This window comes from Thermodesulfobacteriota bacterium (assembly GCA_035325995.1).
Lineage (GTDB): Bacteria > Desulfobacterota_D > UBA1144 > Nemesobacterales > UBA2774 > JADLGH01.
Window position 1 is genome coordinate 330,448 of record DAOKYU010000001.1, and the last position, 16,133, is coordinate 346,580.

The 16,133-nt window shown below is 58.4% G+C and carries 13 protein-coding genes; 7 read left to right on the forward strand and 6 right to left on the reverse strand.

The features are described from left to right. The first annotated feature begins 326 nt into the window (after nucleotides 1–326). The 7 genes from PKC29_01520 to PKC29_01550 all read left to right on the forward strand — a co-directional run bounded on the left by PKC29_01520 (nucleotide 327) and on the right by PKC29_01550 (nucleotide 9,893). Nucleotides 327–764 carry a TonB-dependent receptor plug domain-containing protein gene (locus PKC29_01520; GenBank protein ID HML94087.1) on the forward strand — a complete coding sequence of 146 codons (438 nt, stop codon included), beginning with the start codon at nucleotides 327–329 and terminating at the stop codon, nucleotides 762–764. A 2-nt stretch (nucleotides 765–766) separates the two neighbouring features. Then, entirely contained in the window at nucleotides 767–2,383 is a 1,617-nt protein-coding gene (locus PKC29_01525) for a TonB-dependent siderophore receptor (GenBank protein HML94088.1), read from the forward strand. Nucleotides 2,384–2,676: 293 nt separating this feature from the next. Beyond that, entirely contained in the window at nucleotides 2,677–4,875 is a 2,199-nt protein-coding gene (locus tag PKC29_01530) for a TonB-dependent siderophore receptor (GenBank protein ID HML94089.1), read from the forward strand. A 25-nt stretch (nucleotides 4,876–4,900) separates the two neighbouring features. After that, on the forward strand, nucleotides 4,901–6,052 hold the full coding sequence (locus PKC29_01535; protein ID HML94090.1) for a PepSY-associated TM helix domain-containing protein: 1,152 nt from the start codon (nucleotides 4,901–4,903) through the stop codon (nucleotides 6,050–6,052). Further along, nucleotides 6,052–6,267, forward strand: a complete 216-nt coding sequence (locus PKC29_01540) for a hypothetical protein (protein ID HML94091.1) — start codon at nucleotides 6,052–6,054, stop codon at nucleotides 6,265–6,267. The genes PKC29_01535 and PKC29_01540 overlap by 1 nt, the downstream gene beginning before the upstream one ends. 224 nt (nucleotides 6,268–6,491) lie before the next feature. Then, a complete protein-coding gene (locus PKC29_01545) occupies nucleotides 6,492–7,631 on the forward strand; it encodes a PepSY-associated TM helix domain-containing protein (GenBank protein HML94092.1) in 1,140 nt (379 codons plus the stop codon). Between the two features lie 81 nt (nucleotides 7,632–7,712). After that, nucleotides 7,713–9,893: a TonB-dependent siderophore receptor gene (locus PKC29_01550; protein HML94093.1), complete on the forward strand. Its 2,181-nt coding sequence runs from the start codon at nucleotides 7,713–7,715 to the stop codon at nucleotides 9,891–9,893. 197 nt (nucleotides 9,894–10,090) lie between these two features. On the opposite strand, the gene PKC29_01555 is transcribed toward PKC29_01550, so the two are convergent. Genes PKC29_01555 through PKC29_01580 form a run of 6 tightly spaced genes read right to left on the reverse strand, consistent with a single transcriptional unit; the run spans nucleotide 10,091 to nucleotide 15,690 of the window. Further along, nucleotides 10,091–11,149 (reverse strand): ABC transporter ATP-binding protein, encoded by a 1,059-nt coding sequence (locus PKC29_01555; protein ID HML94094.1) that lies wholly within the window; start codon nucleotides 11,147–11,149, stop codon nucleotides 10,091–10,093. After that, entirely contained in the window at nucleotides 11,146–12,777 is a 1,632-nt protein-coding gene (locus PKC29_01560; GenBank protein ID HML94095.1) for an iron ABC transporter permease, read from the reverse strand. The genes PKC29_01555 and PKC29_01560 overlap by 4 nt, the downstream gene beginning before the upstream one ends. After that, nucleotides 12,777–13,820, reverse strand: coding sequence for an iron ABC transporter substrate-binding protein (locus PKC29_01565; protein HML94096.1), 1,044 nt, complete (start codon nucleotides 13,818–13,820; stop codon nucleotides 12,777–12,779). The genes PKC29_01560 and PKC29_01565 overlap by 1 nt, the downstream gene beginning before the upstream one ends. 35 nt (nucleotides 13,821–13,855) lie before the next feature. Beyond that, entirely contained in the window at nucleotides 13,856–14,611 is a 756-nt protein-coding gene (locus PKC29_01570) for a TonB family protein (GenBank protein HML94097.1), read from the reverse strand. 16 nt (nucleotides 14,612–14,627) lie between these two features. Continuing rightward, nucleotides 14,628–15,053 carry a biopolymer transporter ExbD gene (locus PKC29_01575; protein ID HML94098.1) on the reverse strand — a complete coding sequence of 142 codons (426 nt, stop codon included), beginning with the start codon at nucleotides 15,051–15,053 and terminating at the stop codon, nucleotides 14,628–14,630. Continuing rightward, nucleotides 15,034–15,690 (reverse strand): MotA/TolQ/ExbB proton channel family protein, encoded by a 657-nt coding sequence (locus PKC29_01580; protein ID HML94099.1) that lies wholly within the window; start codon nucleotides 15,688–15,690, stop codon nucleotides 15,034–15,036. The genes PKC29_01575 and PKC29_01580 overlap by 20 nt, the downstream gene beginning before the upstream one ends. Nucleotides 15,691–16,133 lie beyond the last annotated feature (443 nt).

The window sequence follows — 16,133 nt, forward strand, 5'->3', positions numbered from 1 at the left end:
ATTTTCCTTTATTATCAGGCCCAACGAGTAGTTTCTATCGATTCATGTATCTACATAAATAAGAAGTGCTTCCTTAAGATATAAATGTAAGCTGCCGCCATTCCTTGACAATGCCCGTCCAGCCTGATAATTATAATAATGATATTCATTATCATAATAGGCCCGTAGAAAATACAGCCTGAATATTAATCGTGAAGAACAGACCAGAGAAATAAGGGGGAAAGAGAAAAATGAGGAGAGTCAACCGGATATTTTTGTGTCTTATGTTAATCCTCGGGGCGGGTACCCGGGCGCATCTCGTATATGCGGCGGACGAGGCGGAAACGGTGCCAGAAACCGGCGAAACGGACAGCCAGGGCCAGTTCCAGCTGCCGGAAGTTACTGTAACCGACGCGGCCGAGGAAGGCGGGACCGAGGGCTATATCGCCGAGGACGCCAACACCGCGACCAAGACCGACGCCCCGATATTGCTGACACCGTTTTCGGTCGAGGTCGTGGACCGTAACCTCATGGACGACCAGTACGCGACAAATCTCGACGACGTTTTAAGGAATGTCGCCGGAGTCATACCCGGAGGCTATTACAAGAATTACGACTATTACCGGATAAGGGGCTTTGAGTCCGGGAACAACACATTCCTGGACGGGCTCCCCCTTCGCCGTTACATATCGATCTCGGAGGAAGTGTTCGGGCTCGAGCGGGTGGAGGTCCTTAAGGGGCCGGCGTCGGCGCTTTACGGGTACAGCAACGTGGGGGGCTCGTGAACATGGTGAGCAAAAGGCCCAGGCCGGGGGGCTTCGCCGACCTTCACGTCGGCGTCGGGAATTACGACTTTGTCGAGGTGGGGGCGGACGTCGGCGGCTCGCTCGTGGAATCCGGTGCCGTCACCGGGCGTTTTAACGCGCTTTACAGGAGGCAGGGGACGTTCACGGATTTCCTGAGTACCGGAGAGAGGATCTACGCGGCCCCGGCAGTGAGCATTGCGCTCGGCCCCAACACGAACCTTACTATCCTGACACAGTTCGTTCACGACAACGTTCCCGTGGCCATGCCGCTCGTGGCCCCGGGGACCGTGCTTAACAACCCCAACGGCAGGCTGCCTATATCGCGTAACCTGGGCGAGCCGGGATATCAGAACATAACCGACAGCACCCGCGCGCTGCTGGGGTATCAGTTTTCCCACAATTTTAACGAGGTGTTCTCATTCAGGCAGAACTTCCGCTTCAGATGGCAGGAGACGAAGTTCGGGGGCATATACAACTCGATTCTCGAGCCCGACATGCGGACCCTTACGCGCTTCGTTTACGAGAGCCACGAAAGGAACAAGGCTGTTAACGTGGACAATATAGGGTCGGCCAGGTTCGAGACCGGCCCTGTAAAGCATTACGCATTTATCGGCGCCGACTTCTTCTACGAGACGGCCGATTTTTCCGCGACGTTCGCCGGGATCGCGCCGATAGACATATTCGATCCTGTGTATGGCGCGAAGCCGGGAGAGTTCGCCCCGATTGCGCTTCAGCGGGATACGCAGAAGCAGCTCGGGATATACGCACAGGAGCAGGCGCTCCTCTGGGACCAGCTCATGATACTGGTCGGCAGGCGCTGGGATTTCGTATGGACCGATAACGAAGACAGGATACTCGATATCAATTACAAGAAGGACGACAATAAATTCTCGCCGCGAGTGGGAATAGCGTGGGAATTCGTGCCGGGCGTATCGGTGTACGGAAATTACAGCAGGTCTTTTTATCCGCAGGTCGGGTCCACGGATGCATCGGGCAAGCCTCTTCCCCCGGAAACCGGGGAGCAGTGGGAGGGAGGATTCAAGACCCTTTATTTCGAAGGCAGGCTTCAGTCCACCGTTTCGGTTTACCAGATAACGAAGGAGAACGTGGCGATCGAAGACCCGCTCAATCCCGGGTTCTCCATAAACACGGGGAAGCAGCGGAGCCGCGGTTTCGAGGTGGAGGTTGCAGCGAACGCCGCACCGGGGTGGGATTTTATCGGGGCCTATGCGTACACCGACGCCGAGGTTCTGAAGGATACGTTCATCCCGAAGGGGACCCCAACGATCAACGTGCCCAAGAATGCGCTCAGCCTCTGGACGAAGTACGTGCTCCAGACGGGGCCGCTCAGGGGGCTCGGCGCGGGGGTAGGGGGACAGTATTACAGTAAGCAGTCGGGCGATCTGCTGAATACCTTTGACCTGCCTTCGTACTGGCTGGCCGAAGCGGCGGCGTATTACACGAGGGGGCGGTTCAGGGCGCAGGTCAACATAGAAAACCTGTTCGACAAGCGCTACTTCCCGGCTTCGTACAGCTATGAGTACGTGATCCCCGGTGACCCGTTCATGATAAGGGGAGAGGTCGGATTCACGTTCTGAAGACCCCGTCTCGATTTCGCTGAATGCAGGTTGGAGCGAGGCCCGCGCGGCGCCGCGCTCCAACCTTGACACGCTCTATCGCGAAAGTTATCTTTCTAGCTCTGAATTGATAATGATAATCAGTATCGTAATATACCTATACTCATACATAAAGATTTAATCGATTTTAGAATTGTGAACAAAATAGGGTGATTAAGTCTAATTTTATAAATAAAACATTAAGTATGTCGGCGTTCCGATCCGGGTGTTAAGGTTGGGGCGTCGATTAATTTCCAAAAGAAGAGGTTAAAGGAATGGAGCTGGTTAAAGCCATAAGTTTATGTATTTTCACAATTTCGATTTTTATCGCCCCGGGATTGGTTTCGGCGCAGGATAAGGACGCGGAAGGCTCTCCGGGGGCTGTTTCCGAGCCCTCGCAGCCGGGGGCCGGCCAGAGGACGGACGGATTCAGCCTTCCCGAGGTGACGGTCGAGGACAAGCAGCAGGTCGCCGAAGAGGAGTTCGTAGACGAAGAGGCCACGAGCGCTACGAAAACGGATACGCCGCTCATCGAGATACCGCAGTCGATATCCGTCGTGACCGAAGAGCAGATAGAGCAGCAGCAGGCTCAGACGATGTCCGAGGCGCTCAGATATACGCCCGGCTTCTTCGCGGCTTACGAGAGCGACGTCCGTTACGATAACGCCCCGGTAGTCAGGGGGTTTATTCCGACCCTGTATCTGGACGGGCTCCTTTTGCCGGACAGCCAGGGATTCGGGGCCCCTCGCATAGAGCCGTACGGGCTCGAGCGTATAGAGGTATTGAAGGGGCCGTCCTCGGGGCTCTACGGGCAGGTTCCTCCGGGCGGTCTTATAGATATGGTGAGCAAACGCCCGAAGCCCTATGCGATTCACGAGGTTATGCTTCAGTACGGGAGCCATGACAGGTACCAGGGCGCTTTCGATTTCGGGGGCCGGGTAGACGACGGCGGCCGGATACTGTATCGTCTGACCGGACTTTTGAGGAAGAGCGATACGCAGACGAAATTCGCCGAGGACAACCGCATATTCCTCGCGCCGAGCGTCACCATCCGTCCGTTCGAGAATACGTCCATTACGCTGAGCGCATATTTCCAGAAGGACGACAACAAGGGGATTTCGCCCCAGACACTTCCGGCCCAGGGCACTCTTCAGCCGAATCCGAACGGGAAAATACCCGTGGGCAGGTACGTCGGCGAGCCCGGGTACGACCGCGTGGACAAGACGACCTTCTTTGTAGGGTATAGCCTCGAGCACACGTTCAACGAAATATTCGCGTTCCGGCAGAACCTTCGTTACAGCACCGTCAACCTGGACGTTCACGATGCAGTGAGGGGAGAAGGCCTTCAGCCCGACCTCAGGACGTTAAACAGGGCCGTCTACGATATTACGGACTTCGCGGATAACTTCCAGGTGGATAACCAGGGGCTTGCGGTCTTTAACGCGGGGCCGGTCCGGAACGAGGTCCTGGTCGGTTTCGATTACCTGTGGACGAAGAACAAGTTCACCATGGATTTCGGCCTTGCGCCTCCGATAGATTTATACGATCCCGTGTACGGACAGCCGTTCGATACGCCGGCGCCGTTCCAGGATACGATACAGAAGCAGAACCAGTTCGGCGTATATCTCCAGGACCAGGTCTTCTTTAAAGGATTCGTGCTCACGCTCACGGGGCGCCAGGACTGGGTAGACATATCGACGCGCGACTTGCTTATGAATACGAAGTCTTCACAGGACGACAGCGCATTTTCGTATCGCGCGGGTCTTAACTACGTTTTCGATTTCGGCGTCGCTCCGTACATAGCGTACTCGCGCTCGTTCCAGCCGACTGTGGGTACGAATTTCGCCGGCAAGGCGTTCAAGCCGACGCGCGGAGAGCAGTACGAAGCCGGCATAAAATATCAGCCCGAGTGGTTTCCCGGGATAGTGACGGCCGCCGTTTACAACCTCGAGCAGAAGAACGCCCTCACCGCCGACCCAGTGAACGAATTCTTCCAGGTGCAGACGGGGAAGGTGCGCGTGCGCGGGTTCGAGATAGACGCTACGCTGAGCCCGCTTCCGGGCTTGAACATGGTCGGCGGGTACGCCTACACGGACTCGGAGATATTGAAGAGCAACATCCCCGGCGAGGAGGGGAACGAGATGCCGAACGTACCCAGAAACCAGGCGTCGTGGTGGGCCGATTATACGCTCCAGACGTCGGTGCTGAAGGGGTTCGGCCTCGGGGCGGGCGTTCGTTACGTCGGTGATTTCTTCGGAAATACCGATAATGCGATAAAGATGCCCTCGGTTACGCTTGTCGATGCGGCTGCCTATTATGACTTCGGCGGCCTCTGCCAGAGGTTCGAGGGGCTAAAGCTCGCCGTGAACGCGTCCAACCTTTTAGACAAAACGTACGTAACCTGCTTTAACGAGAACTATTGTTCGTACGGCAACAAGCTCAACGTGCTGGGGACCTTGAGCTACAACTGGTAGGATAAAACCAGTATGGTGTAGGGACATGCTTAGCGCTAAAACGATAAAAATCTGGTACGCGGTGCATAAGTGGACGAGCCTCGTATGCACGGTGTTTCTTCTCCTTTTGTGCCTGACGGGGCTGCCGCTTATATTCATACACGAGCTCTCGCATCTCTTGGACGGAGAGGTCGCGACGGCGGCGCCGCCGCCCGGGACTCCCAGGAAGAGTATCGACGAGATGGTCGCGAACGCCCGTGAGAAGTACCCGGACGAATATGTGAGGTTCCTCGCGTGGGACGACCACGAGCCGGACCTTCTCTTTGTAACGTTCGTCCCGTCGCGGTACGACACGTCGGACGAGTTCAGGAGCGTCGCCGTAGACGTCCATACGGGGGACGTTCACGGTTTCTCGCTGAACAAGTTCCTGGACATTATGTTTCACCTGCACGTCGATTTGTTCGCGGGCTTTTATGGAACTCTCTTTCTCGGGCTCATGGGGATCCTTTTCGTCGCGTCGCTCGTTTCGGGAGCGGTGCTGTACGGCCCGTTCATGAGAAAGCTCGATTTCGGAGTCGTCAGGAAGGGCGGGGTCACGCGTCTTAAGTGGCTCGACCTTCATAACCTCCTCGGCGTCGTGACGCTCACCTGGGCCCTCGTCGTCGGGGCTACAGGGGTCATAAACACGCTCGCCGAGGTGGTCCTTTTCGCATGGCAGAGCGGGCAGCTCGCCGAGATGGTGGAGCCGTACAAGGACAAGCCGCCGGCAGTCGACTTTTCGTCCATAGACGCGGCCATCGAAACCGCGCATAAAGCCGCGCCCGGAATGACGCCTTCGTTCATGGCGTTTCCCGGCCCGTTCTTCACCAGCGACCATCACTACGCCGTATTCATGCGCGGGGAAACGCCCCTGACATCGCGGCTCCTGAAGCCCGTTCTCGTCGACGCCGAGACGTCCGAATTCACCGATTCGCGCACGCTCCCGTGGTGGGTGACCGCGCTTCTCGTATCGCAGCCGCTCCATTTCGGCGATTACGGCGGCATGCCGATGAAGATAATATGGGCCGTCCTCGACGTGATTACGATCGTAGTTTTAGGGAGCGGGCTCTATCTATGGCTCTCTCACAGGAAGCGGCCGATAGAGGAGCGCATATCCGAGCTCGAAAGAAGCGGGGCTCCGGCCAGGGGGGCCCGATGATGAAACCTGATTCAAATTCGCATAATTCGGTATTTCTTCACGTATTCGGAAGGCCGATGATTCTCGCTCTGATAAGCATGGCCGGCCTCATTGCGGCGCTCGTCGGTGACGGGCTGCTGGACGTCGTTTCGTGGATCGCTCTCGGGTATATAGTCGCCGTCGTTGCCTGGTACGTGTGGATCGCGAAGCAGCCGCAGCGAAAACGGCGGGCGTGAGCGCTTGCCACGGCACAGGTTTTCCCGAAACTCATCGCATTAAGCGAACGGAACCTCTTCGGTAAGAGGTTCGCAGCGAGTGCTCCGGCGCGGACCGACGTTTCTTCGGGAAGCCGCTGTCTTATTCCCGCGGTGCTCACTTTCGACTGGCGAGAAGGCGGCGTCCGGGCTGCGCCTGGAGGAATGTGATCCGTGAGAACACGGCATGAGGAGCCGTACGGAACATGCTTAGAGCCAAAACAATAAGAATATGGTTTTTGGTGCATAAGTGGACGAGCCTCGTATGCACGGCGTTTCTTTTGCTTTTGTGCCTTACCGGCCTTCCCCTTATATTCCTGCACGAGCTGGAGCATCTCGTGGAAGGCGAGATACATACCGCCGCCGTTCCGGAGGGGACTCCGAAGGCGAGTCTCGACGACGTGGTCGATGCAGCCCGGGACGAGTACCCGGGGGAGTACGCGAGGTTCCTCATCTGGGACGACCACGAGCCGGGCCTTATGTTCGTGACTCTCGTGCCGTCGCGCTACGACATGACGGGAGAGTTCCGGTCGGTCGCGGTGGATGCCTACAGGGCGGAGGTTGTGGCCGAGCCCAGGTTCGACGGCATTCTCCGGATTATGTTCAAGCTCCACACGGATCTTTTCGCCGGACTCTACGGGATGCTGTTCCTGGGATTCATGGGGCTTCTCTTCGTCGTGTCGCTGGTTTCGGGCGCGGTGCTTTACGGCCCGTTTATGAGGAAGCTCGATTTCGGCGTCGTAAGGATGGAGGGGAAGTCGAGGCTGAAGTGGCTCGACCTTCACAACCTTCTCGGGATCGTGACTCTCACGTGGGCTCTGGTCGTCGGCGCGACGGGGGTTATAAATACACTTTCGGACATAGTGCTCACCGGGTGGCGGAACGGGCAGCTGGCCGAAATGGTGTCCGCGTACGAGGGGACGCCCCCGGCCCAAAAATTTTCGTCCATAGACCTCGCGGTCGAGAACGCAAGGAAGGCGGCGCCGGGAATGACGCCGTCGTTCATGGCCTTTCCGGGCTCGGCGTTTTCGAGCGATCACCATTATACGCTGTTCATGCACGGCAGCACACCGCTGACGTCCAGGATCAGGACGCCCGTTCTCGTCGACGCCGAGACGTCGGAGTTTACGGATTCCCGGGCGATGCCGTGGTACGTGACGGCGCTTTTCATCTCGCAGCCGCTTCATTTCGGGGACTACGGAGGCATGCCGATGAAGATAATCTGGGCGGCGCTGGATATTGTAACCATCGTGGTTTTGGGGAGCGGATTATACCTGTGGCTGACTCACAGGAAGCGTCCCGCAGAAGATCGTGTGTATAGCGGAAGATCGTATAACAGAGCTTGAAAGAAGGGAGACCGCGGCCGCCTGATTCCGCGTCCGCGGCGATGTCGTTTGAGGTCCCGGTAAAACAAAAGGAGGTATAAGATGAATACACTGTTCAGGATTATGTTCGTCGCTTCGTTCTTATTGGTTTCATTGGCCGGCGGCCCGTCCCGGGCGCAGGAAGAAGCCCGGCCCGGAGAGGTTCCGCAGGCGGAGGGCGCGCCGCCGCCCGACTTCACCCTTCCGGAGGTGACCGTCGAGGAGCAGCAGGAGACGGCCGACGAGGAGTTCGTCGCCGAGGATGCGTCGAGCGCCACCAAGACGGAAACCCCGATCATAGAGACGCCGCAGTCGATATCCGTCGTCACGGAGAAGCAGATCGAGGTCCAGTCGGCCCAGAGCGTGAACCAGGCCCTGAGATATACGCCGGGCGTGTTCACCGTGCCGTTCGAGCAGGATACACGCTTCGAGTCCCTGACGGTGCGCGGTTTCTCGCCTGCGCTTTATTTCAATACGCTCCTGTTCCCCGACAGCACGGGCCACGGCTCGCCCAACATCGAGCCTTACGGCCTGGAAAGGATAGAGGTGCTCAAGGGGCCGTCGTCGGCATTGTTCGGCGAGGTCCCGCCGGGCGGGCTCGTCAACATGATAAGCAAGAGGCCGACCCCCGTGCCGCTCTACGAGGTGCTTCTGCAATACGGGAGCTACGACCGCTACCAGGCGGCCATAGACCTCGGCGGCCCGATAGACAAGGGCGGGACGCTACTCTACAGGCTTACGGCGCTCGTCCGCGACAGCAACACGCAGACCAATTACGTGGAGAACAATCGTATCTTCATCGCCCCGAGCGTTACGTGGCAGCCGCTCGATACGACGTCTATAACCATAATGGGTTATTTCCAGAAGGACGACAACCGCGGGCTCGCGACGCAGTTTCTGCCTTCCCAGGGCACACTGTTCTTTAACCCGAACGGCAAGATACCGGTTAAGAGATACGTCGGCGAGCCGAGCTTTGACCGCTTCGACAAGAGCCAGTATTTTATCGGGTACGAGTTCGAGCACAGGTTCAACGACATGTTCCTGTTCAGGCAGAATCTCAGGTACAGCGACGTCGAGCTCGACCAGAACAGGGCCGTTTACGGAAACGGCCTCGAGCCCGACCTGAGGACGCTTAACCGCGGGACGTACGACATAGTCGGCGACTCGAAGGTGTTCCAGGTCGATAACCAGGGGCTGGCGTTCCTTAACACGGGGCCTGTCACGCACGAGGTGCTGGTCGGCTTTACGTACCTCTGGTTCAGGCAAAACCTGCCGTTCGCGTTCGGCACGGGGCCGACGCTGGACGTATTCGATCCTGTCTACGGGCAGCCCGTCGAGCAGCCCCCCGTGCTATTCCACAACATACTGACACAGAACAGGTACGGGATTTACGTACAGGACCAGATCTCTTTCAAGGGGCTCATACTTACGCTCTCCGGCCGCCACGACTGGGTGGACGCGAAGGACAAGAACGTCATAGCGGATACGAAGAGCTCGCAGGACGACAGCGCGTTTTCCGGGAGGGCGGGCGTTAATTACGTCTTCGATTTCGGGCTCGCGCCGTACTTCGGCTTTTCGACGTCGTTCCAGCCGGTGGTGGGCACAAGCTTCGAGGGAAAGCAGTTCAAGCCGACGCGCGGACAGCAGTTCGAGGGCGGCATAAAGTATCAGCCGCAGTGGTTCCCGGGACTTTTCACCGCAGCGATATATACGCTCAAACAGACAAACGTCCTCACCCCCGACCCCGTGAACGAGTTCTTCCAGGTGCAGCAGGGCGAGATAAGGGTGCGCGGCGTGGAGCTCGAAGGGCAGGCGAGCCCGGTGAGAGGGCTTAACGTGGTGGCCGGATACGCCTACACCGACGCCGAGTACACGAAGAGCAACGTCCCCGGCCAGCAGGGTAACGAGGTGATACAGGTACCGAAGAACCAGGCTTCCGCGTGGGCGGATTACACGCTCCAGGTGGGGCCGCTGAAGGGGGCCGGAATCGGCGGCGGCATACGTTACATGGGGGATACATACGGCGACCCGGCGAATACGATAAAGATACCGTCGGTGACGCTTTTCGACGCCGCCGTTTATTACGATTTCGGCGGATTCTGCTCGAGGTTCGACGGGCTCAAGGTTGCCGTCAACGCGCAGAATATCGGCGACAAGACGTATGTATCTACATGTACGAACGTGAATAACTGTTATTACGGAGCCAAGAGAAACATATTGGCGACGCTCTCTTACTCCTGGTAGGGCGACGTTGAAAACCGGGAATGCGGCGTCTTCGTTCCGGGGAGACGCCGCATGCGCCCCGCCGGTAAAAGAGCGGTGTACAGACCGGCGAGCGCGGCAACAAACGTTCGGGGACATGGGTAACACTTTTTTGAATATAATGGCTGCCGGGTAAGGGGCAGGGGGGAGCTCGTCGATGCAGCCCGCTCTAGCGCGCCTCAGGATTTGACCCTGATTCCATCCCTGAAAACAAGAGGTTCGTAGTGCGGATCGAAGGCCGCTTTTACGCGGACGCCGCGCGGGAGCGTTTTATCGTGCGGCCCGTACGCGTGGACGACGGTCCCCGAATCGAGCTTTACGCGGTAGAGGTAATTCGTCCCGCGGAACGTGAGCGACGAGACCTCGCCGTTGCCCTCCGGATAGGATTCCGTCACGGTTATGTCGTCGGGCCTGACAAGAACGTGGAGGCCTTCGCCGCCGGTTTCGCTGTAGCCGGGGGCCGGGAGCGAACCTATCCCGGTATCGGCGATTCCGTCCCGTATGGAGCACGGAAGAAAGTCGGCCGTTCCCAGGAACTCGGCGACGAATCTCGTATCCGGGCGGTGGAAGAGCTCGTAAGGGGTACCCGTCTGCTCGAGCCTGCCGCCGCTCATGACGGACACCCTGTCGCCCATGAAGAAGGCCTCGTCCCTGTCGTGCGTGACGAAGACGGCGCTGGCCCCGCTACGCTTCAAGATGTCCCTTATCTCTCCCCGTATCTGGACCCTGAGCATGGTGTCGAGGTTCGAAAACGGCTCGTCGAGAAGCATTACGCCGGGGGCGGGGGCGATCGCCCGCGCGAGGGCAAGGCGCTGCTGCTGCCCGCCGGAGAGCTGGTGCGGCATCCTGCGCTCGAGTCCCGTGAGACCCACGAGCGAAAGCACCTCGCCTACGCGCGCCTTTTTTAGCTCCTCCTTCCCGGAGAGCCCGAAGGCGGTGTTCTTGTAGACGTCGAGGTGAGGGAAGAGGGCGTAGTCCTGGAACACCATTCCGGCCCGCCTCTTTTCGGGGGGAAGGTTTACGCCCGCGCCGAAGACTGTCAGGCCGTCGATTTCTATCGTTCCCTCGTCGGGCGTTTCGAAGCCGGCTATGAGCCTGAGGACGGTAGTTTTCCCGCAGCCGCTCGATCCCAGGAGGGAAAGTATCGCGCCCTTTTCGAGGGAGAGGTCGAGCCTTTCGGCGGCCGTCACCGACCCGAAGCTCTTCGACACCCCGGTGAGGACGAGGGCCTTGCTCATGCATATCCCCCGTTCTTTCGTTTGAGTATGAGTATCGCCATCGGTACGGACGAAATAGCTATGAGTACGAGAGAGTAGAGAGCGGCCTGTGCGAAGAAGGCCTCGGAGGACGCCGACCAGGTAGAAGTCGCGAGCGTTCTGAACCCTATGGGCGACAGAATCAAGGTTGCGGGGAGCTCCCTCATGGTAACGAGAAACGTAAGCAATGTACCGGTAACTATACCCGGCACGGAGAGCGGTATGGTTATCCGGGCCATCACGGCGGACTGGGATTTCCCGAGCGAGCGCGCCGCCTCGCCGAGCCGTGGGCTTAGCTGGAGGAAGGAGGTCCGGAGCGGCCCGAGGGCCATCGGTAGGAAGAGTATGACGTAGGCGGCGACGAGCATCGTCCGCGTCTGGTATACGGGGGCGAGGTATCTTATGCCGAAAAAGACGAGAGCGAGGCCTATGACGATTCCCGGGAGGGCGAAGCCGAGGTATGAGACCCTTTCGAGTACGGACGTGAGCCTGCTCCGCTTCATGACGGCGAGCCAGGCGACCGGGAATGCGAGCAGGACCGTGGCGAGCGCCCCCATGGCGGAGATGTAGACCGAGTTGAAAAGGGGCTCCGCCAGGCCCGGCATTATCTCGCCCGAGACTATTCCCCTTACGAGCCACATGCCGAGTATCGAGACCGGGACCACGATGCTGCCGAGGGTTATGACGGTGCAGAGCGAAAGCGCCGGGGCCTTCCACTTGCCGAGGCGTATCGGCTGGAGGGGCGGGCGGTTGCCGCGGGAGGCCGAATACGTCGGGGCCTTTTTTTCGGTGAGCCATTCGAGCATGAGCAGGGAGAGGGCGAACGCTACCAGGACGAGGGAAAGCGACGCGGCCGCCGACCTGTCGAAGAGGGACTGGTACTGTATGTATATCGCCCAGGTGAACGTCTCGTAGCGGAGGAGCGATACGGCGCCGAAATCGGCGAGGGCCGTGAGCGCCGTAAGGAGGCAGCCCGCCACGAGCGCCGGCCTCATCTGGGGGAGTATAATTTTCACGAACGTTTGGAACGGTGTCTTCCCGAGGCTCCGCGAGCTCTCTTCGAGAGACGGGTCCATCCTGGAAAGGGCGGCCCTCACGGGCAGAAGGACGTAGGGGTACCTGACCAGGGTCAGCGTCAGTAGGGCCCCCCAGAAGCCGTATATCTCGGGGAGCCTATCGACGCCGAACGGTTCGAGAAGCTGCTGCACGAGCCCCCTCGGCCCGAGCGCGGCGACCGTCACGAACCCGGCGACGTAGGACGGTATGACGACCGGCACCGTGGTGAGGACGGTCCACACTCTTTTGAGCGGGAGGTCCGTCCGTTCGAGTATCCACGCGAGCGGGACGGATACGAGCGCCGAGATGAACGTTACCGAGAAGGAGAGGAGTATGGACCTTTTCAGAATCTCCCACGTCCTCGGCCTCGAAACGAGGTCCGTAAACGCGCCCTCGGAGCCGGCCGCCCTCACGGCGAGATAGAGGATCGGAACGAGGACGAGGAGGGCGGTGAAAATCGCCGCGAGATAGAAGACAGAGTAGAGGTCGGGGAGGCGAAGCGAGGACTCGCCGCCTCCGGACGTTACGTTATCTGTCCCGGTTCTTCCATTCATCAGGGGATGATGTTCTGCTCTCTTAAGAGCCTGACCGTGGCCTCGGGGTCGGCGAGCTCTTTCGTGTCCATGTCCGGCGCGTTGATGTCGCTCAGCGGGACGAGAAGGCGGTTCGTGACGACTCCTTCGATGACCGGATACTCGTAGGTCTGGCCGGTGAAGTACTGCTGCGCCACGGGGGAGAGCATGAATTTTATGAACTTCTCGGCTGCCTCTTTATTGCCGGAGGTTTCGGTAATGCCCGCCCCGGCGACCATGATGATCGCCCCGGGCCCGCCCGCGCGCGGGTGGTAATTCCTTACGGGGATATTCTCACCCTTTTCGGCGAGGAGCCTGTAGAGGTAGTAATGATTGACGAAGCCGGCGTCGATTTCGCCGGACTCGGCCGCGAGCACTATGGACGAGTTGTTGGGGTAGGCCCTGGGGTTGTTCGCCTGTATGCCGGCGAGCCATTCGGCCGTCTTCTCTTCGCCCCAGAGGTCTATCATCGCCGTTACCATCGTCTGGAACGATGCGTTCGTCGGGGCCCATCCGAGGCGGCCTTTCCATTCAGGGCCGGTAAAGCCCCATATGTCGTCCGGGAGGTCGCTCTCCGAGAGCTTGTTCGTGTTGTAGACAACCGTGCGTGCGCGCCCCGAAAGCCCGACCCACTTGCCGTCTGCGGACTTGAAGCGGGCGGCGACAGGGCCGGTAATGTTCTCCGGAAGCGGCGCGAGCAGCGCCTCGACTGCGCCGAGGCCGCCCGGGTCCTGCGCTATGAAGATGTCGGCGGGGGACTTCGAGCCTTCTTCGAGCAGGGTCGCCGCTATCTCGGCGGTGCCGCCGTACTTGACCTCGGTTTTGATGCCGCTCACTTCGCTGAACTGCTCTATTATGGGACCGATAAGCTTTTCACTGCGCCCGGAATAAATCGTTAGGACTTCCTGTTCGTTCTTTGTGTCCGAAGAGCCGTCGCCCCCCGTGCAGGATGCGGCGACAAAGGATATGAGAATCATAATCACAATTGGGATCGCGGAAAGGTTCGCGCGAGGATGTCTGGCCATGATGGTTTCTCCTTAATGCGTGGTTGTATCGGGAATTAACCGCTCGTCAGATTAAATCTTACAGGAACGACCACCCAGCTCGACGCGGGTTTTCCGTTTCTCTGGCCGGGGACGAACACCCAGCCCTTGACGGCTTTTAAAGCCGAATTGTCGAGGACGTCGTAACCCGACGATTTTTTAAGCTGTATCTTTCCCACGCGGCCGTTCTCGAGGACGTATACGTTGAGGATGACGAGGCCCTCGTAGCCGTATCTTTTGGCTATCATGGGGTATTTGGGCTTGGGGTTAATACCGTAATCGGGATAGCCGACGGAATCCGCGCCTTTCCCCGTGCCCGCGGAGCCGAGGCCCGATCCCCCGCTGCCCGTGACTGCGTTGCTCGACGGGCGGCTCAGCGCGACCTCGTCGCTATCCCCGGCCTGGCTCGGGTTTACCATGTCGGACGCCGATTCGCTCGGCTTTTCTTCGGCGGGGGCGCGGGTTATTACTTCTTTTTGCGGGGCTTTTTTGACCGGCTTTTTCTTCGCTACTTTCTTTTCGGGCTTCTTGACCGGCTCGGGTTTCGGTTTCGGCGGCTCGGCCTTTTTTACGGGCTCGGGCTCTTTTTCCTGCGGCGGGCCGGGATTGCCTTTTTTCATGCCGGGATCTTTTTCGAGTGTGACGAGCCCGACCTTGAGCGGCTGGGCTGGGACGTCGACCTTCTTCGGGGCGAAGTATATGAGGAGCCCGAGCAGAGCGCCGTGGAAGGCGATGGACAGCAGTGTGAATAATTTAAGCTGTAAAGAAAACATCGGCTCTTTCCGTTCCTCAGGGGGTTTCGGTTTCCTCTTTGTCGGCGGCGATAGCGACCTCGGACGCCCCGGCTTCCTTGGCCATGGCGATGAGCCTTACCGCGTCGCCGAGCATGGCGCTCTTGTCGCCTTCGAGTATAACGAGCTTGTTGTCCGTTTCGCCGAGCGCTTTTTTGAGCTCTTCCTCGAAGGTGTGTTTGTTCACCATCTTCCCGTTTATATAAATATCGCCTATTGTCGTAAGCGTGACCACCACGTTCCTTGAAACCGTCTCGGTCTTGGCCACTTCGGGCAGGTTAATCTCGGCGCCGGATTCTATGAGGGCCGAGCTCGTTATCATGAATATGATGAGGAGAACGAGGAAGATGTCCGTAAGCGGCGTGATGTTTATTTCCGCTACGATATCTTCGTCGGACTTGTCGTCAAGCCTGCCGAGCGCCATCGTTTATTCTCCCCTGTTTTAACGCGTGGAAAAACTTAGCGTGATTTATCCTGAGCACCGCGTTGATATTAGCGACCCTGACCTGTAGATAATTGTAGGCGATGACCGCGAGTATCGCAACGATAAGGCCCGCGGCCGTGGCGACGAGCGCTTCGGAAATGCCCCCGGCCACGACGGCGAATCCGCCCGTTCCAGCCTGCGCCATGCTGTGGAACGATTTGATGATACCGACCACCGTGCCGAAGAGCCCGATGAACGGCGCGCTGCTGCCTATGGTTCCGAGCATCCATATGTGATTCCTGAGGTCGTGTATTTCCTCGAACCTTTTTTCGTCCAGGATTTCCAGTATGTCGTCAGGCGTCGTGTCTCGCCGCTCTTCGAGGAGCTTCTTATAGACGTCCGACTGGCTCGCCTTCTTTTGCTTCTCGCAGGCCTGGACCGCGGAAGGGATGTCGCCCCTCGACAGCGGCGGCACCACCAGTCCGGTGACGGCCCTTGCGGACGAGGCGATTCCGCTCATCGCGAACAGCCTTTCCGCGAAGACCGCTACCATGATTATCGAGAATAATATGAGGGGGTAGGTGGCGATCCAGCCGTCGTTCAGCAGCCGGATGATACTCATGTCATGCATTTCCATTTTTCTTTTGCCTCCGGGCAAATCTGGTCTGTCTCGTGTATTAAATCGATGAAATTATATAGATTATCCTAAAATTTGTTTAAACCAATATGCCCCGCCATTCCCTGCCGATGCTATCCCGGCGGACATCCGGGGGAGCAGCTTTTCGAACCTTTGTACACATGATTGAAACATATAAATTCAGGATTTAATTACATGAGAATGATTATCAAAATCAGCATAATAAATCTACATGAGCGCACAAAAGAGTCAAGGCGGACAGCGTCCGCCGGCATACGAAGTCGCGGCGCATAGCCATTACCACCTGTCGCACTTCGGGAGATGATGGCAATTCCCTTGCCTACGTCGAAAAGCACACAAACGTGTGCGGCTCACAGCCGCTGGAAATCGAAGTCGCGGCGCATAGCCATTACCACCTGTCGCACTTCGGGAGATGATGGCAA